The organism is Psychromonas marina (assembly GCF_030161115.1).
Lineage (GTDB): Bacteria > Pseudomonadota > Gammaproteobacteria > Enterobacterales > Psychromonadaceae > Psychromonas > Psychromonas marina.
In genome coordinates, this window is sequence record NZ_BSPQ01000001.1 from 821,222 (window position 1) to 845,947 (window position 24,726).

A 24,726-nucleotide genomic window follows, 5' to 3' on the forward strand; every position below is an offset into this window, starting at 1 on the left:
GGAATTACACATAAGTACACAAGGTAAATAGACAAATGATGCGTTATCTTCCCTTTATTATTATAAGTTTAATTTTATACACGCTGTTTTTTTATTATAACCAAGAGCCTGAATTGCTTTCTGTGAAAGAAGATCTCAGTGCACAAACAATCAAGCAAAAAGTGATTCCACTAGATTTAACAATAGCGGCTGAACTAGAGCAACAAGCGGTATTAGAAAAACAACAATTAGCATCGATGCCAACAATTGCTTCGGTTGCAAAAGAGGTGCCAGTAATACCTAAGGTCATAACTGCTATTAGCTCAACGGCAGCACCAACAATTGAGAAAAGCAGCATAACAAGCACAGAAAAGAGCTTACCCGTTGTCGAAAGTCCAAAGAAAAACAGTGAAAAAACCAAGCACTTTCAAGCGTCCATTAAATCGACTGCCGCAAGTGATGTCGCGCTAATTAAAGGGGAATTTTTTGAGCGTGATTTTCACTTAGATCTCCCGCCTCCGCCCACCAAGAAAAAAACCACAGCAGTCAAAAGTAGTGCAATTCAAAAGCCAGCGACCGCTAAAAAAACACAAGCAAAAAACACACCTGTTAGCAGTGTTTCACAGCAAAAGAGCAAAGCGAAAACTAAGCAGGTTGCTAACGTGGAAACAGGGACAGAAAGTGAAAAACAAAAACGTGTTTTTAAGAAGCAGATAAAAGCTCAACAACCCTCCGCTTTGCCTGGCCTACAAGTGGCTATTGCGGTATCAGGTAATAAACCAACTTACCCTCAAGCTGCGAAGGCGAGTAATTTACAAGGAACGGTAAGCGCAAAATTTATCGTTAATATGCAGGGAAAAACCAAAAACATGCAAATTGTTAATTCAAGTGGACATAAAATACTTGATGATGCTTTACTGGAATTTATTGCTAAAGAGCGGTTTATGCCCGCTTTAAAAGGCATTGAAAAGGTGACTAGTGAGCAACAGTTCACCTTTAAATACCAATAACTCCTCTCAACGTTATCACATAGAGAGGAGGTATTAAAAAGGCTAACCTAGCCCATTACCTGCATCTTTTTTATCAATCAGTTCAATCATATAACCATCAGGATCTTTAACAAAAGCGATCACTGTTGTGCCACCTTTAACAGGACCTGGTTCTCTGGTGATAACGCCACCCATCGCCTTTATCTTCTCGCAAGTTGCGTAGATATCATCGGTTTCAATGGCAATGTGTCCATAGCTATTGCCCATCTCATATTCAGAAGCCCCCCAATTATAGGTTAACTCTAAAACAGTCGTATCTACTTCATCACCATAACCCAAGAAAGCTAATGTATATTTGTATTCCTCATTCTCTGACTGGCGCAGTAATTTCATCTCTAAGATAGCAGTATAGAAATGGATCGATTTATCTAAATCACCAACACGTAACATCGTATGTAATAAGCGCATAAAAACCTCATTTGATTGTATTAAGAGTTATAATTGAATGGGTATAAAAAAAGGGCCATAGCCCTTTCATTGTAAATTTAAAATGCGTAACGAATACCGACCGCAAAATCCAACTTAAATTTCAGATCATTTTTATCGAGGTCAAAATCCAATACTGGAGCAACTTGACCATATATATCCCACCTTTTTGCAAAGGGAAACGTTAAGCCCAATGGCAGACGAGCACCAATATTGTCTCGCCCACTCCAGTTATAATAACCACCAGCCCCTACATACCAATTAACCGGGATATCCTCTCTAAAACTCCCCTGATTAAAAATGTAATCAGCACTTAAACCATCATTGCCGATAAAAGCATTGATGTTATCGAATTGCCCTGTAATACCAAAACCTTGATCCACCGCCAAGCCAATTTTGTTAGCGGCTGCCGCTGATGTTGTCATACAAAAAAATACCACACACATCGAACTCGTTAATATTTTATTCATCTCATTCCTTGGTTGTTTGTCCGTTATTCACTCAACAAAGTCTATCTTCTTAACATTTAAGACTCAACTCATTTCCCCTATTAATGCGCTAGTATATACTTAAAATACGTTAACTCATTCAGCTAATAACCCTATGAATTTACAGTCTTTGAAAAAAAGCATTTACGCATTCTGCCTTATCTTAAGTTTGCCTATTACCAGTTATGCGAGTGAATTTTTAATCGATGATCTTAATCGAGATAAAAGCAAGCAGCAAACATGGTTGGTGCTACCTTATGTTTTTAGCTCTGACAGTATGGGCTTTACAACGGGAGCAGTGGGTATCTTTTCAGGTTATATTCAACCACAAATGACCATTGTGGCAACTACTTTTATTGGTGAAGAATTAGCATTACGTAATGAAGATTTAACAGACCCGGGTAGCGCAAGAACAACCGGTGCTATGCTCGCCATTTCAGGTTACCAACCTAGCTTTTCAGACCGTCTATTTATTAGCGGTATTGGTGCCTATGGCTATTACCCTAATCAACGCCTCTATCTCGAAGGGGGCAATGATTCTGTAAAAGATCTTGAAAACACCGATAATGATGCGATCAGCCCACTGCAAACTCAGGGCTACAATAACTGGTTTAATATTTACTTCCGCCATGTTTTACCCTGGGGAGAAAGTAAAAAAACGGTTATGCCTAAAATCAAATTACAACGTGGCATTGCTGTAAATCGTGACCATATTGGCGGAGGAAAACCCTTTGTAACCGGGCAAACAATCTTCGGAACTGAGCTTTTTTACTCTAAGTGGAGCGCAGAAAAACTGCTCGAATCACCAGAAATAAATACTAATGGTATCCGTTTATATTTAGAACATGATAATACCGATTATCCGGATAATCCCTCCCGTGGTTACTCCTTTGGCGCAAAACTTTCTAGTGATTTTGGCATAGGCAATTCAACCCAAAGTTGGAATGCCTTAGAAGTAGATTATTCACATTATATTGAACTGGATAATTTTTCATGGAGCAGACAAAACGTCATCGCAATGAGTTTCTGGAGTGCCTACAGCCCTTCCTGGGATGACTCAGAAGATTTCGTCGAAAGTGGTGTAATAAAAAAACATCAGACTCCAATGTGGGAAGGAGCGCGTCTCGGAGGTTGGACCCGTATGCGTGCCTACGATACCAATCGTTTCAATGATAAAGCCGCTATTTATGGCACAATAGAATATCGATTTATTCCACAGTTAAACCCAATGGCCAATCAAAAGTGGAACCCTTTTCCAATTGATTGGTTCCAAATCGTACTCTTTGCAGAGGCAGGCCGTGTTGCTGAAAAATATGACTTAGGGGAACTGCTTACTGATATGAAATACGACGTCGGGTTTAGTATTCGTACCCTTGCAGCTAAAGTCCCAGTTCGTTTTGAAATGGCCTTTGGTGAAGAAGGCAGTGCAATGTGGTTTATGCTACAGCAACCTTTTTAATGGTTTAATGCTTAGAATCCACCAGACCATCGTTCAAACTCATCAATAACATCAAGCTCTTGCTGTGTTCTTGGTTTAGGGTAATAGGGTAATGCGAGCAACTTATCTGAGGGCAGTAATACCCAATCTGGGGTGATCTTCATGCGTGAGAGCTGATCCGTATTAGCACGGCGAATATACATATAATAACCATCGGCATGGGTATTCGCATAACTTGCGGTCAATACTACCTCTCCCGAAGGTAATCGAACCTTTCGGCCCATCGGGTATAGTTGGTGTAATGCAAAACTTACCCGCGCGTCTTCAAGGCCGCCATCCTTAAAACTATTCAAACCAATCGCGGTAGAAGTACCACGATGAGTCCAGCCAACAACCATTAAGTCACTCAGAGAGTCTCTAAAAGGTTTTCCTTTCAGCTCGCCCTGATTAGAGATAAATTGAACTACAACCGAATCTCCCTCTTCCTCAATAATATTAAGGAACTGCTCACCATTTTTATCCGCTAATAATTTCATTGATAGTTATCACTGTTGTTGTCATGTTTACTAAGCACCAACTTAGCATGACAACCACTAAAATAGGTCAAGGAATCGATTACAATTTATAGTAAAGATGATTTGAGATAATTATTAAGGCGATATTAAGATGAGTCTGACTCAAACCAGTTAGGAACTTACTATTAAAATTAATAAACACTTAAATGCAAAAATCCCGCTTAGTAATTAAACTAAGCGGGCTTTTCAAATGTGGTCGGTGATAGAAGATTCGAGCCAGTGAAGAACCCAGAGGTCGCTTAACTTACTATTAAGATTCATAACCCCTAAAATGCAAAAAGCCCGCTTAGTAATTAAACTAAGCGGGCTTTTCAAATGTGGTCGGTGATAAAGGATTCGAGCCAGTGAAGAACCCAGAGGTCGCTTAACTTACTATTAAGATTCATAACCCCTAAAATGCAAAAAGCCCGCTTAGTAATTAAACTAAGCGGGCTTTTCAAATGTGGTCGATGATAAAGGATTCGAACCAGTGAAGAACCCAGAGGTCGCTTAACTTGCTATTAAGATTCATCCCCCTCAAAAATGCAAAAAGCCCGCTTAACTTGTTCAGTTAAGCGGGCTTTTCTATGTGTGGTCGGTGATAGAGGATTCGAACCTCTGACCCCCTGGTCCCAAACCAGGTGCGCTACCAAGCTGCGCTAATCACCGAGAATCTGTTTTACATCTAGAAAAGATGGGGCGAATGACGGGGATTGAACCCGCGACAACCGGAATCACAATCCGGGGCTCTACCAACTGAGCTACATCCGCCACTAAACTAGTTACCAAAGAACTGAATCATTGTCTTCCGAAGTTATGGCGCACCCGACAGGAGTCGAACCTGTGGCCTTTGCCTCCGGAGGGCAACGCTCTATCCAGCTGAGCTACGGGTGCTCACGTCTTTGGCGTGGCGCGGATATTACTCAAGCTTGCTGTTTATGTCTACCCTTTTTTAAACATTTTTTGAAATTACTGTTTAATTGCTTATTGTTCAAACAATTCTAAGAAATAGGCATAAAAAACATACTGAGCTTGCCTATCATGACTCAAGCAGGCATTTTTTAAAATAGATCGATCTCATTATAAATAAGATGCTTTTCACATTTTCAGATATACTTTATTTAATTACTTTATTAAGAGCCTTCATTATGACACAAGACCCGCATCTCGAACGAGAATCACAAACATACGAACATCCGGTACCTAGCCGTGAGTTCATTTTAGAATTCCTAGAAAAACAAGCGAAGCCTATTACGCGTGACGCTATTTTTAATGCTTTTTCACTCAGTAGTGAAGAGGAAGCGGAAGGACTTCGCCGCCGTTTAAAAGCGATGGAACGTGATGGTCAATTAGTATGGTGCCGTAATGCAACTTACGCCTTACCTGATAAACTGGACTTAGTGAAAGGCAAGGTTATTGGTCATAAAGATGGTTTTGGCTTTTTAAAGAGCCCAGATCAAGAAAAAGACCTCTTTTTACCAGCACATCAAATGCGCTTCCTATTTCACGGAGATGAGATTTTAGCGCAGCCTGTAAAAGTAGACTCTCGCGGCCGAACTGAAGCACGCTTCGTTCGTTTATTGGAAGCACGTACTGGCACTATTGTGGGCCGTTATTTTGTTGAAGATGGTTTAGCGATGGTGATCCCTGATGACTCACGCATCAACCAACAGATTTTAATCAACAAGGAAAACAACTGTGGCGCACGTCATGGTCAAATCGTTGTGGTTGAAATCATCCATCGTCCAAAAGCACGTTTCAGCGCATTAGGTAAAATCACTGAAGTACTTGGCCAAGATATGCAACCTGGTATGGAGGTAGAAATCGCACTACGTACTCATGACATTCCACATGAATGGCCTGAGGGGTTAGAAAAAGAGTTAAAAGTGTTTGGCGAATTTGTGCCAGATCACGCGATTGAAGGCCGTGTTGATCTACGCGAATTACCGCTAGTTACGATTGATGGCGAAGATGCTCGTGATTTCGATGATGCCGTTTTCTGTCAGAAAGAGCCTGATGGCGGCTGGCGTTTATGGGTTGCGATTGCAGATGTAAGTTATTACGTACGCAACAATACTATTTTAGATAAAGAAGCGATCAACCGTGGTAACTCTGTTTACTTCCCAGACCAAGTTATCCCGATGCTACCAGAAGTACTGTCTAATGGCCTATGTTCACTTAATCCACAAGTAAATCGCCTGTGTATGGTAAGTGAAATGGTGATTGGTAAAGATGGTCATTTAAAAGATTACAAATTCTACGAAGCGGTGATGAACTCACACGCACGCTTTACTTACACTAAGGTTGCTAAAATCTTAGCGGGTGATACTGAATTACGTGAGCAATACAATCCACTTGTACCTCACTTAGAAGAACTTGAAAACCTTTATAAAGCATTCAAAAAAGCACGTAAGATTCGTGGTGGCATGGAATTTGAAACATTAGAAACGCGTTTCATCTTTGATGAAAACCGTAAAATTTCATCGATTGAACCACTTGTACGTAACGATGCACACAAGATCATCGAAGAATGTATGATTCAAGCAAACGTTGCATCAGCGCGTTTAATTGAAAGCGCACAAGCTGCCGCTTTATTCCGCGTTCATGAAACACCAAGTGAAGAGAAGCTGGTTAACTTCCGTTCATTCCTGGGTGAACTAGGCTTAAGCCTTGGTGGTGGCGATAAACCTGCCCCACGTGATTACGCTGATTTAGCAGAAGTATTTGCCGGTCGTGAAGACAGTGAGTTATTACAAACGATGCTGCTACGCTCAATGAAACAAGCTGTTTATCAAGATGAAAATCTTGGTCACTTTGGCTTAGCATTAGGTGAATACTCGCACTTCACCTCGCCTATTCGTCGTTACCCTGACTTGATTTTACATCGTGCTATTAAGTACCTTGTGCAACACCAAGAGAAAGGTCAGTTAAAATCGAAATGGACTGAAACCGGTGGTTTCCATTACCAACACAGTGAAATGGGCGTATTAGGCGAGCATTGTTCAATGACAGAACGTCGTGCTGATGATGCAACACGTGATGTTGCTGATGCACTTAAATGTGAATATATGCAAGATCACATTGGTGATGTAATGGTCGGTACCATTGCGGCGGTAACGAACTTTGGTTTCTTTGTACGTTTGAATGATATCCATATTGATGGTTTGGTTCATGTAACCGGATTAATCAGTGATTATTATATCTTTGATGCGGGTAAACAAACCCTCAAAGGCGAACGTACAGGTCGTACTTACCGTATTGGTGATGTACTGGAAGTTAAAGTGCTATCGATTAACTTAGACGATAAAAAAATCGACTTCGAACTAAATGATGAAGCAGTGGCAGGCCAACGTAAACGTGGTTTAAAAACAGGTGATAAATCTAAAGATCACGCTAAATCGGCACCTAAAAAAGATCGTCCGATTGATAAACGCAAGCGCAATAAAAAAGAGCGTCAGGAAAATGAACAATCTACAGCCAAAACTGATGATGAATCTGCTAACAAGCCTTCTGATAAGCCTAAAAAACCGTTTGTAAAGAAAAGTAATAAGCTAACAGAAGAAGAGCTTGCTAAAAGAAAAGCGGCTAACAAACAGAAAAAAAAGCCTAAAAGAAAAGTAGCACAAGGCGAAAAGAACACCTCTTCTTCGAAAAAGAAGAAAACCACGGCAACGCAGAAAAAAGCAAGTCGTGCAGCACGTTCAAGTGCTAAGCCAAATAACAATAGATAATATATAGATAATAATATTTATAGGTGAAACTAACGTTTCACCTCTTTACAAAGAGATAAGTAAGATGAGCAAAAGTGAACTAATTTACGGCATGCACGCCGTTGATGCGATATTAGAAACACAACCTGAGCGTGTCATTGAAATATACACATTAAAAGGTCGTGATGATCAACGTCTAACTGATATCACTCAAAAAGCACAAGAATGGGGGATTTCAGTACAACAGATGCTACGTAAATCACTCGATGAAAAATCTAATGATGAACAACATCAAGGTGTGATTGCCCGTATTAAAATTGCAAAAGTGTTAACAGATAATGATTTAGAACCTATTCTGAATGAGTTAAATGAACCACCATTTTTACTTATTTTAGATGGGGTAACTGACCCGCATAACTTAGGTGCTTGTTTACGTAGCGCAGATGCAGCAGGTGTGCATGCGGTGATTATCCCTAAAGATAATTCAGCAAGTTTCACACCCGTTGTGCGTAAAGTTGCTTGTGGTGCGGCTGAGTCGGTTCCATTAATTCACGTAACTAACCTTGCGCGCTGTATGCGCGACCTGCAAGAAAAAGGCATTTGGTTATACGGTACAGCAGGTGAAGCAGAGCAAGAAGTTTACGACTGTAAATTTGCTGGCGGCATTGCGATTGCGATGGGTGCGGAAGGTAAAGGTTTACGTCGCTTAACACGTGAACACTGTGATGAGCTTATTAAACTGCCTATGGCAGGCGCTGTATCGAGCTTAAACGTTTCTGTAGCAACGGGCGTGTGTTTGTTTGAAGTAGTACGTCAAAGACGCTAAAAAGCGCTACAAACGTAATAAGGCTGGAAAGCAGGAAGGCTAACCCCCTCTAACTTTCAAGCCTTTAAGCCATCTTACTTTCCAGCTTTCTAACCTTCTGACTTTCAGGCATTCAAGCTTTCAAGTCTTCAAGTATTCAACCTCTAGCTTTCCAGCCTTAAAGCGTTGCTACCCTAAAACGCATACAATAAACTTAACCCACTGCTTATCTCTTGATTAACCGTATCGACTGGTACATTTTGGGTAAATTTATAATCAAAGTTAAAAATCAGGTATAACTCTTGGTAGATACGATTTTGTGCTTTGAAGTTAACGCTATGGACACTGTTACCCCGCCCCGTTTCTAATACCGTATCGATCGCAACTTGCAAACTATCAGTAACAACACGCTCATAGTTTAGCCTTGTTCGAACAATAAATTCATCAATAGAAACTGCATCTTCACCCGCATTGGGGACAGCAAAACGATAACCAGGCCCAATCTCAATATTAAACTTGTGGCGCTCTGTATTAAAAAATATTCGTCCATAACCTATGGTAAAAATATCTTCCTGCTCATAACTTGAGAATTTACTACGATTAATATCACTGCGCGCATAAACAAGATTAGCGGGATCTAAATTATAATCAGACTGTAATTGCCAACGATATTTTTGAGTAGAGCTTTCATCATCTTCATTTTCAAATTCAAATTCTAAGTCACTATTAAAATTGTATTTATCAACCTCATCATAATCGAGAATCAAACGTCCATTTAAGGATCTTGTTACCTGATTATCTTGCTCATATGAAAAGCCAAACTCCATTGAACCCGAAAATTTCTTTATCTCTATTTCATCGGTTGATGACTCATTTCCAGGTTTACTCGTAGTCACCTTTGATTTAATAAGGTCGGGTTTACTGTCGATGGCATTTTTGACGCGCGTTATTTGCGTTTCAAAGACAGGCACCTCTTTTTCAACTTTTCCTAGACGTGCAACCTTCGATTTTTCATCGGATAATAACGCTTGTTGTTTTTTCAGTTCTTCTTCTAACGCCAGCAGCTGTTGCTGTAACACTGCATTTTCTTTGCTTAATAAAGAGAATCTCTGAGAAGTTTGAGTACGTTTTTGCTGCTCTTTCTTGATCGTATTATCTTTTTGGATAACAGTGGATTGAGTTTGAATAAGCAGCGTTTGCAATTGTTCCTCTTTCGAGGGTAACGGATCCATTAATGGAAAATGAAAACTCTGAACCGATGAAATACCAAAATCTTTTAATGGACCCACCTTAAATACAGGTAACTCGACGTCGGAGTCTTTATCTTGCACGACGTCTGGCGAGGATTTATCTACAAACAGCCAAATATTTGCACTAAGCAGCGCAATATTTGCTAAAAGAATATAAAACCAACGGTAATTCACTAAATAACTCTCAAATATTAAAGGATTAACGAAGCGTATTTTAGAGCGTTAAAATACAGATGCAACGCTAGAAATTGAGATGCGAACTTAACTTGCGTTGCGTCACAGTAAACTGTATGATTTGTCGCCTTAATTCAGCCACTCTTTTTGTTCCTTGCTTCTATTTGGTCCGGCTGAGCCAAGTCAAGAAGCTACTAACCCGTAAGGAGCGATTTTTATATGCGTCATTATGAAATCGTAGTTATGGTTCACCCTGATCAGAGTGAACAAGTAAATGGTATGGTTGAGCGTTACACAGCATCTATTACAGAAGCTGGCGGTACGATCCACCGTCTTGAAGATTGGGGCCGTCGTCAACTGGCTTACCCAATTAACAAACTTCACAAAGCACACTATGTTCTTATGAACATTGAAGCAGAGCAAAACGTAATCGATGACTTGGAAACTGCTTTCCGTTTCAACGATGCAGTGATCCGTAATATGATCATGCGTACTAAAACTGCTGTTACTGAAGCATCTGTTGTGGCTAAAGCAAAAGAAGAGCGTGCTCCTCGTGCTCCACGCCCAGACGCTGCTCCAGAAGCAACTGCTGAAGCATAAGAAACTTAGTGACTGAGAACTTTTTGCGCCTATCGGGTGTTGTAACTGAAAAGCCAACATTCAAAGTTAGTCCAAGTGGTGTTGAGCATTGTAATTTTACAATCGAACATCGCTCCGTGCAAAAAGAGGTTGAACTACCACGTAATGCGTTTTGTTATATGCCCATTGCAATTAGTGGAACACTCGCCACTCAGTTAAAAAACACATTATCGAAAGGTATGCAACTTAGGGTAAGTGGTTTTATCACTTATCAACAAAGCGCCAATAATATTGGCAAATTAGTGTTGCACGCTCAGTACATAGAACATATTTGAGGAAATACCATGGCTCGTTACTTCCGCCGTCGTAAATTCTGTCGCTTCACTGCTGAAGGTGTTAGCGAAATTGATTACAAAGACGTAGCTACGTTAAAAAATTACATTACAGAAAGTGGTAAAATTGTACCAAGCCGTATTACTGGCACAAGTGCAAAATACCAACGTCAACTAGCGCGCGCTATCAAACGTGCACGTTACTTGTCGCTTATCCCATACACAGATTTACACAAGTAAATAGGAGCTATATATTATGGAAGTTATTCTACAAGATACAGTTGCTAACCTTGGTAAACTTGGCGATAAAGTGAACGTTAAAGCAGGTTACGCACGTAACTTTCTTTTCCCACAGCAAAAAGCTGTACCAGCAAACAAAGCAAATTTAGAAGCTTTTGAAGCACGTCGTGCTGAATTAGAAGCTAAACAAGCTGCGAACCTTGCTGCTGCACAAACGCGTGGCGCTACACTTGAAGCTTTAGAAGCGGTAACAATCGCATCTAAATGTGGTGATGAAGGTAAACTATTCGGTTCAATCGGTACGCGTGATATTGCTGATGCAATCTCTGCTGCTGGTGTAGCTGTAGTTAAAAGTGAAGTTCGTCTTCCTGAAGGCGCTTTACGCAATACTGGTACTTACGAGATTGCAGTTTCTGTACACTCTGACGTTTCAGTAATTGTTAACCTTGAAGTTGTTGCTGCTGAGTAATCTGCAAAAACAATTTTAATGTTTAAAAAATACCTGCTTTCGAGCGGGTATTTTTTTGTCTGAAACTCAAGAAACTACGATTGCAGTTTCACTTTCTGTAAACACGGGCTCTGACGTTTCAATCATTGTTAACCTTGAAGTTGTTGCTGCTGAGTAATCTACAAAAACAATTTTTTTGTCTGAGTTTCAACAAAAAATCCGTTAGTGTTAAGCTGTCAGTCACCACCTTATAATTTCACTAAAAACGAGTGACTAACCACTCATTACCTATTTATCTGAAGCACCCTCTCAAAACGTTTACTAAGTAACACACCAAACACCTAAAAATAATAACAAAAAGGTATCAGAATGGTAATAAAAACAATGAATACTACACTTCACTGCCCTCTTTACATTGCCCATATAAATAAAAACTATTCAATCTGTCAGTGTTTTTAGAAAACTTCCCCTTTTATTCAGTGACATAAATGAATGAATTTTCCTACAGCTCAGATACAACTCCCCATCAACGCCACAACCACAAAAAAGACCAAAACTTGATAAAAACAGACTGTACTTTAACAACAAGCTGCCGATAAAACATATATAACTGTAAAACCATAAAATAATCACCATCATAAAAATACCGGGGTAAAAAACAATGCTGTTTTCCCTCTTGTAGTAAATGGAACAAACTATATTTTCCAAAAATCTAGGAGCAACAATGAGTAAATTCAATCTGCTTGGCAAGCTGTTAACACTGACACTTATCCCATTAATAGGGACTTTAGTGCTGATTACATCAATCTCTTACAACATTGAAATGGATGAACTTGAGCATGGGGTTGCAGAATTTCGCAGCGCATTAATTAAGGAGAGAAAGCAGCAACTTAAAGAGGTAACAGAAGTTGCTTCCGGGATTGTTTCATATCAAAAAACGCTACCTAATCAAGGAGATATTAAAGGGGCTTTGCGTGGAATCACTTTTGGAAAGGCAGGATATTTTTACATTTATGATACCGATGGAAAAAACATATTTCACGGTTTAAAACCAGAAATAGAGGGCAAAAACTTAATCAACTTAGCCGATAGTAAGGGAAATAAGATAATTGTTGGGCTACTCGATGCAGCTAAAAATGGAGATGGTATTTTTTCTTATTTTTATCAAAAACCAGGTGAAACGGCACAAATTGAAAAACTAGGCTATGCCGTTATTATCCCTGGCACTAACTGGATGCTAGGGACAGGTGCTTACCTTGATGACATTGAAGAAGTAATTGAAAATTATGCACTAAATGCAACAACCTCTTTTCATGAAAAAATGCTTTTCATGCTACTCATCGCAGGTGGGTTAATTATTATTACTAGTATCATCATATATATTTCAGCAGCAAAAATGGTTAAACCAATTCAAGGGATGGCCGATAATCTCAACGATATCGCACAAGGTGAAGGCGATTTAACTCAACGTCTTACGATACAAGGTGACGATGAAATAGCGCAACTTGGTCGATCATTCAACCTATTTGTTGAGAGGTTACAAAATACTATTTCAGATATAAACTCCGCAACAGTAGGTATTACCAAAGCAGGGAGTGATATGAATCAACAGAGTAGTGCGATAGCAACCCAGCTACAACATCATAATAATGAGACAGATCAGGTTGTTTCTGCAATTACTGAGATGTCTTCAACCGCCAATGAAGTGGCCAATAATACCAATCAAGTAGCAGAGGCAACACAAGCCGTTACTGATGATGTCTTACATGCACAAGAGTGTGTTGAAGTTTCTTTATCTGAAGTCACTGCATTAGTCGATGAGATTGATGGTGCAGCAAGTAGTATGAATTCATTAAGCGAACAATCTCAAAAAATAAATAATGTACTTACTGTTATCGGCTCTATTGCAGAACAAACTAACCTGTTGGCACTTAATGCAGCTATTGAAGCAGCACGAGCAGGCGAACAGGGGCGTGGTTTTGCTGTTGTTGCAGATGAAGTTAGAAGCTTAGCAAGTCGTACCCAGACGAGTACATTAGAGATTAACGAGATGCTTAACGAGCTCCATCGATTAGTCGCACAATCTGTTAATGCGATGTCCTTAAGCCAAGAGCGCAGTGTACGCTCTGTTGATTCGTCTCGTGCAATATCAGAGAGCTTAACTTCTGTTACCACTGCTATCACATCTATCAATGATATGAGTACGCAGATTGCAACAGCTACAACCGAGCAGAGCTCAGTAACCGAAGAGGTAAACCGTAATATTTGTGCTATTCAAAAAATTGTTAATTCACTGACAGAAAATAGTACAGAGGCAGAAAAAATTGCAGCGAATGTATTAACTGAAGGTGACAAACTCGGCGAGCTAGTGGGTCAATTCAAAACATAACCCCCACCTTTTGCCAATATAACGTTAAAATACTCACCGCTACGTGGGTATTTTTTTGTTCAAAATATGAAAATTTAGCACTCCGCTTTACCCTACTAGCTATGAGTTAGGCCAAAACACAGGTGGAAGCTAGCGCATTGCTTTCCTAATAGCGAATAACTATCCACAGGTAGCTAATAGCAATACGTAACTCATTCCTCTTGTTTTAACTAAAAAAATCTTTATTGTTTGTAACCTTAACTCTTTTTAAAAGTAAGTGATAAAGATGAAAACATTAAGCGATTACCAACTATTAACACAACAAGCACTCGCCCTTATCTCGGGAGAGAAAGATCTCACTGCTAACTTAGCAAATATCAGCGCTCTGCTTAATATGAATTTAGACAATATTAACTGGGTCGGTTTTTATCTATTAAACAATGACCAGTTGGTTTTAGGACCATTTCAAGGCAACGTCGCTTGTGTACGCATTGAATTAGATAAAGGAGTTTGTGGCAAAGCATTCAGCACCAATACAATTCAGCGTATTGCTGACGTACATGAATTCCCCGGTCATATTGCTTGTGATGCCGCGAGTCAGTCTGAAATTGTCGTGCCAATCAATTGTAATGGCAGGACTGTCGCTGTTTTAGATATCGATAGCCCAATCACTGATCGCTTCAATGAAATCGACCAGCAAGGCCTTTCCCACTTTGTTGAACATATACAAGCTGAACTGCTTTTTTAATGTTTTAAACAGGCACAAAAAAGCCCCGTAAAACGAGGCTTGATTTTGACTCAGCTAAAAGTTGACAGCTGACAGCTAAAAACTGACAGCTAAAAACTGACAGCTAAAAACTGACAGCTAAAAACTGACAGCTAAAAGCTGACAGCTAAAAACTGACCGCTAACTATTTAGCTTGTGGACGCATGTGTGGGAACAGTAATACGTCACGAATTGTATGGCTATCAGTAAATAGCATTACTAGACGGTCGATACCAATACCTTCACCCGCTGTTGGTGGCAAACCGTGCTCTAATGCAGTCACGTAATCTGCATCGTAGAACATCGCTTCATCATCACCCGCGTCTTTCTGTGCAACTTGATCCATAAAGCGTTGTGCTTGGTCTTGTGCATCGTTTAGCTCAGAGAAACCATTGGCTAGTTCACGACCACCAACGAAGAATTCAAAGCGATCTGTTAGATCAGGGTCTTCATCACTACGGCGTGCTAGTGGTGAAACTTCAGCAGGGTATGCTGTAATAAACGTAGGTTGAATCAGTTTATGCTCTGCAGTTTCTTCAAAGATCTCAGTTAACACTTTACCAGTGCCCCAACCATCTTTCAGGTTAACATTGAAACGTGCAGCAACCGCTTTTAGACCTTCCATTGTATCAAGCTCACTCGCTTCGATACCTTCGTTATATTCAACAACAGACTCTTTCATTGTCATACGAATGAATGGTTTACCAAAATCAAACTGCTCTTCACCGTAATTCACAACACTTGAACCTAATACATTTTCAGTGATGCTACGTAGCATATCTTCTGTTAGGTTCATTAGGTCAATGTAATCAGCATATGCTTGGTAGAACTCAATCATTGTGAATTCAGGGTTGTGACGCGTTGAAACACCTTCGTTACGGAAGCTACGGTTAATTTCGTATACACGCTCAAATCCACCAACAACTAAACGTTTAAGGTTTAACTCTGGTGAAATACGTAGGAACATTGGTAAGTCTAACGCATTATGAAATGTTTCAAACGGTTTAGCTGATGCGCCACCAGGAATCGCTTGTAACATCGGCGTTTCAACTTCCATGAAGTTACGTTCGTCTAAGTAGTTACGAATTGCTGAAACGATTTTGTTACGTAAAATAAATGTTTTACGTGATGCTTCATTCGCAATAAGATCAAGATAACGTTGACGGTAACAAGATTCTGTATCAGATAGACCGTGGAATTTATCAGGTAGTGGACGAAGTGCTTTAGTTAAAATACGAATTTCACTTACTTTTACACTTAGTTCATCGGTTTTAGTTTTAAATAAAACACCCTGTACGCCGACGATATCTCCTAAATCCCATTTTTTAAATTCAGTGTTATAGAAGCCTTCTGCTAAATTATCACGTGCAACGTAAACCTGAACTTGACCACCCATATCTTGGATTGTTGCAAAACTCGCTTTACCCATCACACGGCGAGTCATCATACGACCAGCAATCGTTACCTCAACCGCTAATTCTTCTAACTCTTCTTTACTTTTTTCAGCATACTTTGCACGCAGTTCATCAGAGATATGTTTACGACGAAAATCATTTGGGAATGCCTGCCCTTTAGCACGCATTGCATCTAGTTTTTCTAAGCGTGCGCTAAGAATATCATTTAGGTCTTCTTTTGGTGCTTCTGTTTGATTTTGTTCTGACATGGTAATTTCCTATCTCTTTAGTTATTTCTTTAATGAGTACGACTATAGCGCAACTTAATTTTTATAAGCCTGATTTTAAGCTGGCTTCGATAAATTGATTAAGCTCACCGTCAAGCACTCGTTGTGGATTGCGGCTTTCAATACCGGTTCTTAAATCTTTAATACGCGCATCATCTAATACATATGAACGTATCTGGCTTCCCCAGCCAATATCTGATTTATTATCTTCACTGATCTGTTTCTCTGCGTTTTGAAGCTGTAGCTCATGCTCGTACAGTTTTGCCTTCAACTGCTTCATCGCTTGATCTTTATTTTTATGTTGCGAGCGATCATTTTGACACTGTACAACAATGTTGGTTGGCACGTGAGTAATACGTACCGCAGATTCGGTTGTATTTACATGCTGACCACCTGCACCAGACGCACGATAAACATCGATACGTAGATCTGCAGGATTAATTTGAATATCGATATCATCTTCTATTTCTGGATAAATAAACGCAGAAGCAAAAGAGGTATGGCGCTTGCCTGATGAGTCAAATGGAGATTTACGTACTAAACGGTGTACACCTGTTTCGGTACGTAACCAACCATAGGCATATTCACCGCTAAAGCGGATTGTTGCACCTTTAATACCAGCAACATCACCCGCTGAAACTTCCATCAATTCGGTTTTATAACCGTTTGCTTCACCCCAACGCAAATACATACGCAGTAGCATATTAGCCCAATCTTGTGCTTCTGTGCCACCACTACCTGATTGAATATCAAGGTAACAAGAGCAAACATCATTTTGCCCAGAGAACATACGACGAAACTCTAGCACTTCGAGCTTCTTTTCTAACTCATCAGCTTCACTAACCGCTTCATCAAAACTATCTTGGTCTTTTTCTTCAACAGCCATATCCACCAGCATCTGAATCTCTTCACAACCGGCATCTAATGCATCAATCGTTTCAACAACGAGTTCTAATGCACTGCGCTCTTTACCTAATGCTTGTGCTCGTGCAGGTTCATTCCAAACCTCTGGTGATTCAAGTTCTCGGCTAACTTCTTCTAGACGCTCAGATTTGGCATCATAGTCAAAGATACCCCCTAAGCAGCTCAGCGCGCTCAGTAAGGTCTTTTACTTTATTTAAAACGGGGTTGATTTCAAACATTCGTTATCTCTACAGCTTCGATATGGAAGAGACGAATTTTAACCAATCTAGCTGCAAATATATAGTACTGAGGTAAAATAAAAATCCGCTGAGATTAATTAAACAGAGGAATGATGATGTGGTTGTTTTTTTCTTTTAACACGCAGGTAACGCTCTAGCCAGGCATGCAGTTCACGTTCTCCAATCCCCCCTTGCACTCGATGGTATTCAACGCCAGATTTAAATAGAATAAACGTTGGAATATCAACAAGCTTATAGGTATTGGCAAGTACTTGTTCCTGTTTACTATTGATTCTTAAAAAAACAGCATCCTGTTGGAATAGTACGGCGAATGAAGAGACTGCTTCTGCCATTTCATGACTTCTACCAGACCAAGATGCCCAGAAGGTGACCATAACAGGCAGGGTTGAGTGATTGATAACATGATGAAATAATTTTTCATCTGCTTCGATAGGGAGAGCAGATAAGAGCTTTGTATCGCAAGCACTGCATAGCGGGGCATTTAGAAACGAGTTTTCTAAGACCTTATTTACTACATGGCAAGATGGACAAACCAAAACATATATAGCCATATCAATACTCCTTTTTATATAAAATAGCCTACTAACATCAATTTTTCGAATTCATCATAATGCTTTTCATTTGAGGTCAATAAATAAGCGTGAATAAGTCACTTTATTAGGTGCAATTTTTTATTAATACAGTACAGTTAACGTCCACTTGTTATTCAATGCTATTTATAGCCATAAATAACAAAGAAAGTTTGCCTCTACCCGATACAGGTAGTGAGCAACGCAATTGATCAATTGTAAATAAAGGAAATATATATGGAAATGTTATCTGGCGCCGAAATGGTTGTGCGCTCTCTACAAGACGAAGGTATTGAACATATTTTCGGTTACCCCGGTGGTTCAGTTTTAGATATCTACGATGCAATTTTTCAATCGGATAAAATTGAACATTATTTAGTACGTCATGAGCAAGCTGCTGTACATATGGCTGATGCTTACTCTCGTGCAACCGGTAAAGTCGGTACTGTATTAGTGACGGCGGGCCCTGGTGCTACGAACTGTATAACCGGTATTGCTACTGCTTATATGGACTCCATCCCACTGGTTGTTTTATCTGGTCAGGTTCCAACCAATTGGATTGGCGATGATGCTTTCCAAGAAACAGATATGATCGGTGTTTCTCGCCCTGTCGTAAAGCACAGTTTTTCATGTCGTACCGCTGAAGAGATCCCTATTGCAATAAAAAAAGCATTTTACATTGCATCAACAGGTCGACCAGGTCCAGTAGTCATTGATCTGCCAAAAGACGTGCAAAGCCCGCTGAATAAATTCCCTTATGAATATCCTGAAAGTGTTAGCTTACGTTCATATCACCCAACACTGAGTGGTCATAAAGGGCAAATCAAACGCGCGGTAGCCGCTTTATTAAGTGCTAAAAAACCTGTTTTATATGTTGGTGGAGGCTCAATTATTGCCAATGCTTCAAAACAAGTGTTAGCACTAGCAGAGAAGTTAAATCTACCAGTAACCAATACCCTAATGGGTCTTGGTGCATTTCCAGGCCAACACAAGCAATTTATAGGTATGTTGGGCATGCATGGAACTTATGAAGCCAACTTATCAATGCACAATGCCGATCTTATCTTTTCTGCGGGTGCCCGTTTTGACGACCGTGTAACCAACAATGTAGATAAATTCTGCCCGAATGCAAAAATCATGCAGATAGACATCGACCCAACCTCGATCTCTAAGAACATTCATGCCGATTTACCGATCGTAGGTTCAATTGAAGTTGTACTACAACAAATGTTAGATCTTCTTGAAGAAACTCAAGCAACCAATGACAGTGAAAGTATTAATGCTTGGTGGGATCAAATTAATGAATGGCGTGCTAAAGATTGCCTTGCGTACCAAACATCTGAAACACATATCAAACCACAACAAGTGATTCAAGCTTTGTACAAAGTGACTAAGGGTGATGCAATCGTCACTTCTGATGTTGGTCAGCATCAAATGGTGGCTGCACAATATTACCCATTTAAAGAACCTCGCCAATGGATCAACTCTGGTGGAGCGGGCACAATGGGCTTTGGCTTACCAGCTGCAATGGGCTGTAAAATTGCATTTCCAGATCGTCCCGTAGTTTGTGTAACGGGTGACGGCTCTATTCAAATGAATATTCAAGAGCTATCGACTTGTATGCAATACAACATCCCTGTTGTTATTTTGCTATTAAACAACCGCTCATTAGGGATGGTTAAACAGTGGCAAAAAATGTTTTACGGTGGCCGTCAATCTCACTCTTATATGGATAGTGTGCCAGATTTTGTTAAATTATCTGAAGCGTATAACCACATTGGCATCAAAGTAGATAAGATTGAAGAGCTTGAACCTGCATTAGAACGTGCATTTGAATTAAAAGATCGCGTGGTATTTATTGATGTGGCGATAGACCCAGAAGAACATGTTTACCCAATGCAAGTTAAGTTCGGCAGTATGGAAGATATGTACCTGAGTAAAACGGAGAGAACCGATGCGTAGTATTATTTCAGTATTATTAGAAAATGAATCAGGGGCACTTGCCCGTGTTGTTGGCTTATTTGCACAACGCGCATATAACATCGAGTCATTAACCGTTTCACCAACTAACGATTTAACATTATCAAGAATGACGATTACAACGGAAGTTGATTGTAGAGCAACACTTGAACAGATGATGAAACAGCTACATAAGCTCGTTGATGTATTACGCGTTTCTGAATTGACTGAAGGTTCACACGTTGAACGTGAATTAATGTTGGTTAAAATACGCACACCAAATGCAGAATTACGCCAAGAAGTAAAACGTACTGCTGACATTTATCGTGGTCAAATTGTTGATATCACACCTAATTTGTATACTATTCAATTAACAGGTGCTTGCAGTAAATTAGATGCTTTTTTAGCAACGATTGAAGATACAAGTGAAATTGTTGAAGTAGTACGCTCAGGTGTATGTGGTATTGCTCGTGGTGAAAAAGCATTACGTAGCTAATCTTACTCAACTTTCAACTTGGTATAATGCAAAGTCATAATCTTTAGGCTTTGCATTTTTTATTTTAAGGAACAGCATGTTTGAGTTAGCGGCACTATTATTATCAGGATTTGTGCTTTTTATGTTTGGTATCTCAGCGATTAGCTTAAGTGTAATCGCCCTAATATTGGTACTTAGCTTTATTTTACTCAGCACAGTTTCATTTGTTTTTAAATTTGGCTTTTGGATTTTACTTGCCATTGGTCTGTATTATTACTTTTTCAAAAAAGATGATCATAAATGATGAAATTAATCAGCTCACTATTATTCTCGTTAATATTGCTCAACACTAATTTCGCCAATGCAGCAGTCTTTAGCATTGAAGACGCGCATGTTCGCGCTACACCTCCCCATTCTCAAAATAGTGCTGCTTTTATGAAAATTCATAATAGCAGTGATATTTCACGTAAACTGATAACAGTAAGCAGCGATATCGCTGAACGTGTTGAATTACATAGTCATATCATGAGCGATGGTATGATGAAAATGCGTCAAGTAGAAGCAATTGAGGTTGATGCGAACGGCACTGCAATACTTCGACCAGGCAGCTTTCATGTGATGTTTTTAGGCTTAAAATCCCCCCTCGTTGAGGGTGAAAATGTGAGGCTAAGACTTTATTTTGATAATGGAGATGAAATCACGATTGACGCTCCAATTAAAAAAATTACCACCAAAAAGAAAATGAAACACAACCAATAATAAACGGAATAAATTATGAAAAAACAAATTTGTGCAGCAGCCATTGCAACAGCTTTCAGCATGCCAACAATGGCAGACTTTGTAGGTATCTATGCAGGTGTAGATTACCGCACAACAAAAACAAGCTACACCGACAGCACTGATGGCCTTGAAGATACCAACAATATCTCTGGTTTCGTTGCCTTTGAGCACTTTATTCCATTAATACCCAATGTAAAATTAAAATACTCAGATCTAAGCTCTGAATATAAAAACACATCAGGTGAGCTTTCAAGTTCAGCGCTAAATGGTATTTTATACTACGAACTGTTTGACAATGGTTTGTTTGAATTTGACTTAGGTTTAGCTTATACAGACCTTGAGGGTATTGAAAATCAAAGTGCTAGCTTAGGTCAGGCTTACGCTGCTGCAAAAGTACATATTCCGGGTACCGGCATGCATGCATTTGCAGAAATTGTGGGTGGTTCATTAACTGATGACAGCGCAACTGATACTGAATTCGGTTTAGCTTACACATTTAACCCAGATTCTTTATTGTTGAATTTCTCTGTACGTGCAGGTTACCGTATGCAAGAGTTCGAAATCAATAAACGCACACAAGAGAATAAAGGCTTATTTGCAGGCTTAGCAGTACACTTCTAACCTTCTCAATTAAAATCCCTGCATAATACAAGCAGGGATTTTAATGACTGACGCGATAAATATTCTTCTTTCAATAAATAAATCCATCATAAACAGTAAAGTACACTTCCTGCTTACTTCTCCATTTCATTTTATAATACATAAGACTTGATTCAATAATCTTCTTTTAGAATACAGAAGCTCAATAATAATGTTAAATATCTTTACATAGAGCTCAAATCTTTATAAGAATAATCGTAATGAACTTTGTTTTATCCGCTTTTCTTCGTTAGTATCGGTTAACTTACATTCGCTAACTAAAAGAGAATATTTTGAACGACATACCCACTAGTGCATTATTAATAACATTGGTCATTTTGATTGTTATTTCTGCTTACTTTTCTAGCTCAGAAACAAGCATGATGTCACTAAACCGCTATCGATTACGCCACCTTGTTAATGACAAAGATAAAAATGCAATGCGTGTCGAAGCACTATTGAATAAACCCGACAAACTGATAGGGTTAATCTTAATTGGCAACAATTTAGTTAATATTTTAGCTTCAGCACTGGCAACTATTTTAGGACAAAGATTATTTGGCGATGCCGGAATAGCGATCGCGACAGGTGTATTAACCCTAGTTATTCTTATCTTTGCAGAAGTCACACCAAAAACATTAGCGGTGCTCTACCCGGAGAAGATAGCCTTTCCAAGCTCTTACATATTAAGACCGCTACAAAAGCTGTTGAGCCCATTAGTTTGGATGATCAATGGTATCTCCAACGGTTTATTACGTATTTTTGGTATCAACGTAAACCAGCAAAATGATAACGCACTTTCCAGTGACGAATTACGCTCAGTGGTTAATGAAGCTGGTTCGATGATTCCAGCGCACCATCAACAGATGTTACTCAGTATATTAGAACTAGAAAAAGTAACCGTTGATGAAATTATGATCCCACGTAATGAAATTGCAGCGATTGATATCAACCAAGATTGGGAAGTAATTTTAAAACAGTTAAAGCATCGTACCCATACTATGACACTCTTGTACCGAGATACCATTGATGATGCGATTGGGTTTGTACATGCACGAGACTCTTTACTGATTCTATTAAAAGAAGACTTTACGAAAACGACATTACTTCGTAGCGTACGCGAGCTGTATTTCATACCAGAAGGAACACCGCTTAATACTCAATTGATTAAGTTCCAATACAATAAAGAGCGTATCGGGCTCGTAGTCGATGAATATGGCGATATCCAAGGGTTAGTAACACTGGCTGATATTCTCGAAGAGATTGTAGGTGACTTCACGACAACTCATGAACCAACAAGCTCACAAGAGATCCACAAGCAATTGGATGACTCATATATTATTGAAGGTAGCTTAGGTATTCGTGATATTAATAAAGAGATGGGTTGGACACTACCTACTGATGGCCCACGGACGTTAAATGGTTTGATTGTTGAACATTTAGAAACGATTCCAACAGGAAAGATAAGTACACGTATTTGTGGTTATCCAATGGAGATTTTAGAGGTGGAAAACAATATGGTTAAACTAGTTAAAGTATTGCCACACTTCTACATTGACGCAGATAAAGAGAAGTAAATACTTATAGCTTGAAGGCTAAGCGCCTTCAAGCTTTGATGCTTATAGCTGGTTCAACTGCTCATCACTCAATGCAATATCATCATTTTTATTCACACCGATACCCGCGTCAATAATTGCTTGTGCAATCGCTTTTGCTTCATCTAATGAATGCATTAAATAAGTACCACACTGGTATTCATTTAATTCAGGAATTTCATTTTGCTGCTTTACATTTAAAACATCTTGCATTGACGCTAACCATGCAGCGCCAACTTGTGCTTCTGTAGGAGATCCAATTAAGCTCATGTAAAAACCAGTACGGCAACCCATTGGTGAGATATCAATAATCTCAACAGTGTCACCATTTAAATGATCACGCATAAAACCAGCATAAAGATGCTCAAGTGTATGGATACCCTTCTCTGACAAGATATCTTTATTTGGTGCAGTGAAACGTAAATCAAATACAGTGATCGTATCTTTACCTGGTGTTTGCATGGTTTTAGCAATACGCACTGCAGGTGCATTCATGATTGTATGATCAACGGTAAAACTATCTAATAGTGGCATTATTTTCTCTCTTTTTAATCGTTAGGCGAAGAACAGTCTCCACAGCCAACTTGAATCTAAATTATCTTGGCAACCACGCAGTTGCGCTGCATATTGTTTAGAGCGGTCATCTACTCGACGTGATACTTTAATTAACCAAGGTTTTTTATTATAACTCTTTCTGCTGTAGCCGCCCCATCCTTCATGGTAATTTAGGTACTGCCCGTAAGCATCCCACTTAGAAATACCATTCACTTTATTTGTTTTACTGGTAAACCATCCCATAAAATCAATCGCATCAGCAAAATCATCACGGCTTGACCAGCGATTACCTGTTTCTCGCTGATAATCATCCCAGGTCATGGTTTTAGCTTGTGCGTAACCATAGGCATCACTTGCACGACCAATTGGAATAAACCAAAAATATTGCATTGGTGGCGCAGCATTATGTTTAAAACTACTCTCCTGATACATCATCGCTATTGGTACATGGATCGGGGTGCCCCATTTATCAGTCATATTTTTAGAGGCTTTGTACCAATCTCGATGCTCAAAAAATATTTCACAGATATTATCTGGATTTTTGGGTGGAGGAGTTGCACAGCCAGCTAATATTAAAAGGGAAAAAATAATAATTAACTTTTTTTCTATTGTCATTAAGCTAAATTCCAAAGGGGTCGTACTTACTTGCAAAAAAGATAATATTTACTGGAATATCTTGTATAAAATGAGTTAAATATCTGTCA

General features: G+C 39.3%; 25 protein-coding genes and 3 tRNA genes. 16 read left to right on the plus strand and 12 right to left on the minus strand.

Features of this window, described 5'->3' with window-relative positions; genetic code table 11:
- The first annotated feature begins 35 nt into the window (after positions 1–35).
- A complete protein-coding gene (locus QQK09_RS03880; RefSeq protein WP_284202801.1) occupies positions 36–989 on the plus strand; it encodes an energy transducer TonB in 954 nt (317 codons plus the stop codon).
- Between the two features lie 42 nt (positions 990–1,031).
- Here the strand turns inward: QQK09_RS03880 and gloA are convergent, their stop codons facing one another.
- Together gloA and QQK09_RS03890 are read right to left on the minus strand one after the other, a co-directional pair.
- Positions 1,032–1,436, minus strand: coding sequence for a lactoylglutathione lyase (gene gloA, locus QQK09_RS03885; protein WP_284202802.1), 405 nt, complete (start codon positions 1,434–1,436; stop codon positions 1,032–1,034).
- A 77-nt stretch (positions 1,437–1,513) separates the two neighbouring features.
- Positions 1,514–1,924 (minus strand): hypothetical protein, encoded by a 411-nt coding sequence (locus tag QQK09_RS03890; RefSeq protein ID WP_284202803.1) that lies wholly within the window; start codon positions 1,922–1,924, stop codon positions 1,514–1,516.
- Between the two features lie 133 nt (positions 1,925–2,057).
- On the opposite strand from QQK09_RS03890, the gene QQK09_RS03895 reads away from it, so the two are divergent.
- A complete protein-coding gene (locus QQK09_RS03895; protein ID WP_284202804.1) occupies positions 2,058–3,401 on the plus strand; it encodes a BamA/TamA family outer membrane protein in 1,344 nt (447 codons plus the stop codon).
- An 11-nt stretch (positions 3,402–3,412) separates the two neighbouring features.
- On the opposite strand, the gene QQK09_RS03900 is transcribed toward QQK09_RS03895, so the two are convergent.
- From QQK09_RS03900 to QQK09_RS03915, 4 genes are all read right to left on the minus strand, one after another.
- Positions 3,413–3,916 carry a hypothetical protein gene (locus QQK09_RS03900; RefSeq protein ID WP_284202805.1) on the minus strand — a complete coding sequence of 168 codons (504 nt, stop codon included), beginning with the start codon at positions 3,914–3,916 and terminating at the stop codon, positions 3,413–3,415.
- 610 nt (positions 3,917–4,526) lie between these two features.
- Positions 4,527–4,603: transfer RNA gene (locus QQK09_RS03905), tRNA-Pro, on the minus strand.
- Between the two features lie 26 nt (positions 4,604–4,629).
- A tRNA-His gene (locus QQK09_RS03910) sits at positions 4,630–4,705 on the minus strand.
- A 46-nt stretch (positions 4,706–4,751) separates the two neighbouring features.
- Positions 4,752–4,828, minus strand: a tRNA-Arg gene (locus QQK09_RS03915).
- Between the two features lie 254 nt (positions 4,829–5,082).
- Between QQK09_RS03915 and rnr the strand changes: the two genes are divergently transcribed.
- Positions 5,083–7,665 (plus strand): ribonuclease R, encoded by a 2,583-nt coding sequence (rnr, locus tag QQK09_RS03920; protein WP_284202806.1) that lies wholly within the window; start codon positions 5,083–5,085, stop codon positions 7,663–7,665.
- A gap of 64 nt (positions 7,666–7,729) precedes the next feature.
- On the plus strand, positions 7,730–8,470 hold the full coding sequence (rlmB, locus tag QQK09_RS03925; protein ID WP_284202807.1) for a 23S rRNA (guanosine(2251)-2'-O)-methyltransferase RlmB: 741 nt from the start codon (positions 7,730–7,732) through the stop codon (positions 8,468–8,470).
- 173 nt (positions 8,471–8,643) lie between these two features.
- On the opposite strand, the gene QQK09_RS03930 is transcribed toward rlmB, so the two are convergent.
- Positions 8,644–9,873 carry a DUF481 domain-containing protein gene (locus QQK09_RS03930; protein ID WP_284202808.1) on the minus strand — a complete coding sequence of 410 codons (1,230 nt, stop codon included), beginning with the start codon at positions 9,871–9,873 and terminating at the stop codon, positions 8,644–8,646.
- Between the two features lie 219 nt (positions 9,874–10,092).
- Between QQK09_RS03930 and rpsF the strand changes: the two genes are divergently transcribed.
- The 6 genes from rpsF to QQK09_RS03960 all read left to right on the plus strand — a co-directional run bounded on the left by rpsF (position 10,093) and on the right by QQK09_RS03960 (position 14,588).
- The gene (rpsF, locus tag QQK09_RS03935) at positions 10,093–10,473 is read left to right on the plus strand and encodes a 30S ribosomal protein S6 (RefSeq protein ID WP_284202809.1); all 381 of its coding nucleotides are present in this window, start codon (positions 10,093–10,095) and stop codon (positions 10,471–10,473) included.
- 8 nt (positions 10,474–10,481) lie between these two features.
- Positions 10,482–10,787 carry a primosomal replication protein N gene (priB, locus tag QQK09_RS03940; RefSeq protein WP_284202810.1) on the plus strand — a complete coding sequence of 102 codons (306 nt, stop codon included), beginning with the start codon at positions 10,482–10,484 and terminating at the stop codon, positions 10,785–10,787.
- A gap of 9 nt (positions 10,788–10,796) precedes the next feature.
- Complete coding sequence (gene rpsR / locus QQK09_RS03945) at positions 10,797–11,024, plus strand: 30S ribosomal protein S18 (protein ID WP_101107902.1); 228 nt, start codon at positions 10,797–10,799, stop codon at positions 11,022–11,024.
- A 16-nt stretch (positions 11,025–11,040) separates the two neighbouring features.
- A complete protein-coding gene (rplI, locus tag QQK09_RS03950) occupies positions 11,041–11,493 on the plus strand; it encodes a 50S ribosomal protein L9 (RefSeq protein ID WP_284202811.1) in 453 nt (150 codons plus the stop codon).
- A gap of 703 nt (positions 11,494–12,196) precedes the next feature.
- A complete protein-coding gene (locus QQK09_RS03955; protein ID WP_284202812.1) occupies positions 12,197–13,861 on the plus strand; it encodes a methyl-accepting chemotaxis protein in 1,665 nt (554 codons plus the stop codon).
- Positions 13,862–14,126: 265 nt separating this feature from the next.
- Complete coding sequence (locus tag QQK09_RS03960) at positions 14,127–14,588, plus strand: GAF domain-containing protein (protein ID WP_284202813.1); 462 nt, start codon at positions 14,127–14,129, stop codon at positions 14,586–14,588.
- A gap of 163 nt (positions 14,589–14,751) precedes the next feature.
- On the opposite strand, the gene lysS is transcribed toward QQK09_RS03960, so the two are convergent.
- From lysS to QQK09_RS03975, 3 genes are all read right to left on the minus strand, one after another.
- Complete coding sequence (gene lysS / locus QQK09_RS03965) at positions 14,752–16,269, minus strand: lysine--tRNA ligase (RefSeq protein ID WP_284202814.1); 1,518 nt, start codon at positions 16,267–16,269, stop codon at positions 14,752–14,754.
- A gap of 61 nt (positions 16,270–16,330) precedes the next feature.
- A protein-coding gene (prfB, locus tag QQK09_RS03970; RefSeq protein WP_284202815.1) for a peptide chain release factor 2 occupies positions 16,331–17,429 on the minus strand; the annotation gives its coding sequence in 2 pieces (ribosomal slippage) (positions 16,331–17,353 and positions 17,355–17,429; 1,098 coding nt in all).
- A 98-nt stretch (positions 17,430–17,527) separates the two neighbouring features.
- Complete coding sequence (locus QQK09_RS03975) at positions 17,528–18,001, minus strand: thioredoxin family protein (RefSeq protein ID WP_284202816.1); 474 nt, start codon at positions 17,999–18,001, stop codon at positions 17,528–17,530.
- A 255-nt stretch (positions 18,002–18,256) separates the two neighbouring features.
- Here QQK09_RS03975 and QQK09_RS03980 point away from each other — a divergent pair, with 255 nt between their 5' ends.
- The 6 genes from QQK09_RS03980 to QQK09_RS04005 all read left to right on the plus strand — a co-directional run bounded on the left by QQK09_RS03980 (position 18,257) and on the right by QQK09_RS04005 (position 23,449).
- Positions 18,257–19,981 carry an acetolactate synthase 3 large subunit gene (locus tag QQK09_RS03980; protein WP_284202817.1) on the plus strand — a complete coding sequence of 575 codons (1,725 nt, stop codon included), beginning with the start codon at positions 18,257–18,259 and terminating at the stop codon, positions 19,979–19,981.
- Positions 19,974–20,474 (plus strand): acetolactate synthase small subunit, encoded by a 501-nt coding sequence (gene ilvN, locus QQK09_RS03985; RefSeq protein ID WP_284202818.1) that lies wholly within the window; start codon positions 19,974–19,976, stop codon positions 20,472–20,474. Before QQK09_RS03980 ends, ilvN begins: the two co-directional genes overlap by 8 nt.
- Before the next feature lie 76 nt (positions 20,475–20,550).
- A complete protein-coding gene (locus QQK09_RS03990) occupies positions 20,551–20,757 on the plus strand; it encodes a hypothetical protein (protein WP_284202819.1) in 207 nt (68 codons plus the stop codon).
- On the plus strand, positions 20,754–21,212 hold the full coding sequence (locus QQK09_RS03995) for a copper chaperone PCu(A)C (RefSeq protein WP_284202820.1): 459 nt from the start codon (positions 20,754–20,756) through the stop codon (positions 21,210–21,212). The genes QQK09_RS03990 and QQK09_RS03995 overlap by 4 nt, the downstream gene beginning before the upstream one ends.
- 15 nt (positions 21,213–21,227) lie before the next feature.
- Complete coding sequence (locus tag QQK09_RS04000; RefSeq protein WP_284202821.1) at positions 21,228–21,854, plus strand: TIGR04219 family outer membrane beta-barrel protein; 627 nt, start codon at positions 21,228–21,230, stop codon at positions 21,852–21,854.
- Positions 21,855–22,165: 311 nt separating this feature from the next.
- Positions 22,166–23,449, plus strand: coding sequence for an HlyC/CorC family transporter (locus tag QQK09_RS04005; RefSeq protein ID WP_284202822.1), 1,284 nt, complete (start codon positions 22,166–22,168; stop codon positions 23,447–23,449).
- 42 nt (positions 23,450–23,491) lie between these two features.
- On the opposite strand, the gene luxS is transcribed toward QQK09_RS04005, so the two are convergent.
- Positions 23,492–24,001, minus strand: a complete 510-nt coding sequence (gene luxS / locus QQK09_RS04010) for an S-ribosylhomocysteine lyase (RefSeq protein ID WP_284202823.1) — start codon at positions 23,999–24,001, stop codon at positions 23,492–23,494.
- A gap of 21 nt (positions 24,002–24,022) precedes the next feature.
- Positions 24,023–24,637, minus strand: a complete 615-nt coding sequence (locus QQK09_RS04015) for a transglycosylase SLT domain-containing protein (protein ID WP_284202824.1) — start codon at positions 24,635–24,637, stop codon at positions 24,023–24,025.
- Positions 24,638–24,726 lie beyond the last annotated feature (89 nt).

What these genes read in the sequence shown, in the direction of transcription:
- QQK09_RS03880 (WP_284202801.1), top strand. Translation starts at nt 36, where the DNA reads ATGATGCGTTATCTTCCCTTTATTATTATAAGTTTAATTTTATACACG.
- gloA (WP_284202802.1), bottom strand. Translation starts at nt 1,436, where the DNA reads ATGCGCTTATTACATACGATGTTACGTGTTGGTGATTTAGATAAATCG.
- QQK09_RS03890 (WP_284202803.1), bottom strand. Translation starts at nt 1,924, where the DNA reads ATGAATAAAATATTAACGAGTTCGATGTGTGTGGTATTTTTTTGTATG.
- QQK09_RS03895 (WP_284202804.1), top strand. Translation starts at nt 2,058, where the DNA reads ATGAATTTACAGTCTTTGAAAAAAAGCATTTACGCATTCTGCCTTATC.
- QQK09_RS03900 (WP_284202805.1), bottom strand. Translation starts at nt 3,916, where the DNA reads ATGAAATTATTAGCGGATAAAAATGGTGAGCAGTTCCTTAATATTATT.
- rnr (WP_284202806.1), top strand. Translation starts at nt 5,083, where the DNA reads ATGACACAAGACCCGCATCTCGAACGAGAATCACAAACATACGAACAT.
- rlmB (WP_284202807.1), top strand. Translation starts at nt 7,730, where the DNA reads ATGAGCAAAAGTGAACTAATTTACGGCATGCACGCCGTTGATGCGATA.
- rpsF (WP_284202809.1), top strand. Translation starts at nt 10,093, where the DNA reads ATGCGTCATTATGAAATCGTAGTTATGGTTCACCCTGATCAGAGTGAA.
- rpsR (WP_101107902.1), top strand. Translation starts at nt 10,797, where the DNA reads ATGGCTCGTTACTTCCGCCGTCGTAAATTCTGTCGCTTCACTGCTGAA.
- rplI (WP_284202811.1), top strand. Translation starts at nt 11,041, where the DNA reads ATGGAAGTTATTCTACAAGATACAGTTGCTAACCTTGGTAAACTTGGC.
- QQK09_RS03955 (WP_284202812.1), top strand. Translation starts at nt 12,197, where the DNA reads ATGAGTAAATTCAATCTGCTTGGCAAGCTGTTAACACTGACACTTATC.
- QQK09_RS03960 (WP_284202813.1), top strand. Translation starts at nt 14,127, where the DNA reads ATGAAAACATTAAGCGATTACCAACTATTAACACAACAAGCACTCGCC.
- lysS (WP_284202814.1), bottom strand. Translation starts at nt 16,269, where the DNA reads ATGTCAGAACAAAATCAAACAGAAGCACCAAAAGAAGACCTAAATGAT.
- QQK09_RS03975 (WP_284202816.1), bottom strand. Translation starts at nt 18,001, where the DNA reads ATGGCTATATATGTTTTGGTTTGTCCATCTTGCCATGTAGTAAATAAG.
- QQK09_RS03980 (WP_284202817.1), top strand. Translation starts at nt 18,257, where the DNA reads ATGGAAATGTTATCTGGCGCCGAAATGGTTGTGCGCTCTCTACAAGAC.
- ilvN (WP_284202818.1), top strand. Translation starts at nt 19,974, where the DNA reads ATGCGTAGTATTATTTCAGTATTATTAGAAAATGAATCAGGGGCACTT.
- QQK09_RS03990 (WP_284202819.1), top strand. Translation starts at nt 20,551, where the DNA reads ATGTTTGAGTTAGCGGCACTATTATTATCAGGATTTGTGCTTTTTATG.
- QQK09_RS03995 (WP_284202820.1), top strand. Translation starts at nt 20,754, where the DNA reads ATGATGAAATTAATCAGCTCACTATTATTCTCGTTAATATTGCTCAAC.
- QQK09_RS04000 (WP_284202821.1), top strand. Translation starts at nt 21,228, where the DNA reads ATGAAAAAACAAATTTGTGCAGCAGCCATTGCAACAGCTTTCAGCATG.
- luxS (WP_284202823.1), bottom strand. Translation starts at nt 24,001, where the DNA reads ATGCCACTATTAGATAGTTTTACCGTTGATCATACAATCATGAATGCA.
- QQK09_RS04015 (WP_284202824.1), bottom strand. Translation starts at nt 24,637, where the DNA reads ATGACAATAGAAAAAAAGTTAATTATTATTTTTTCCCTTTTAATATTA.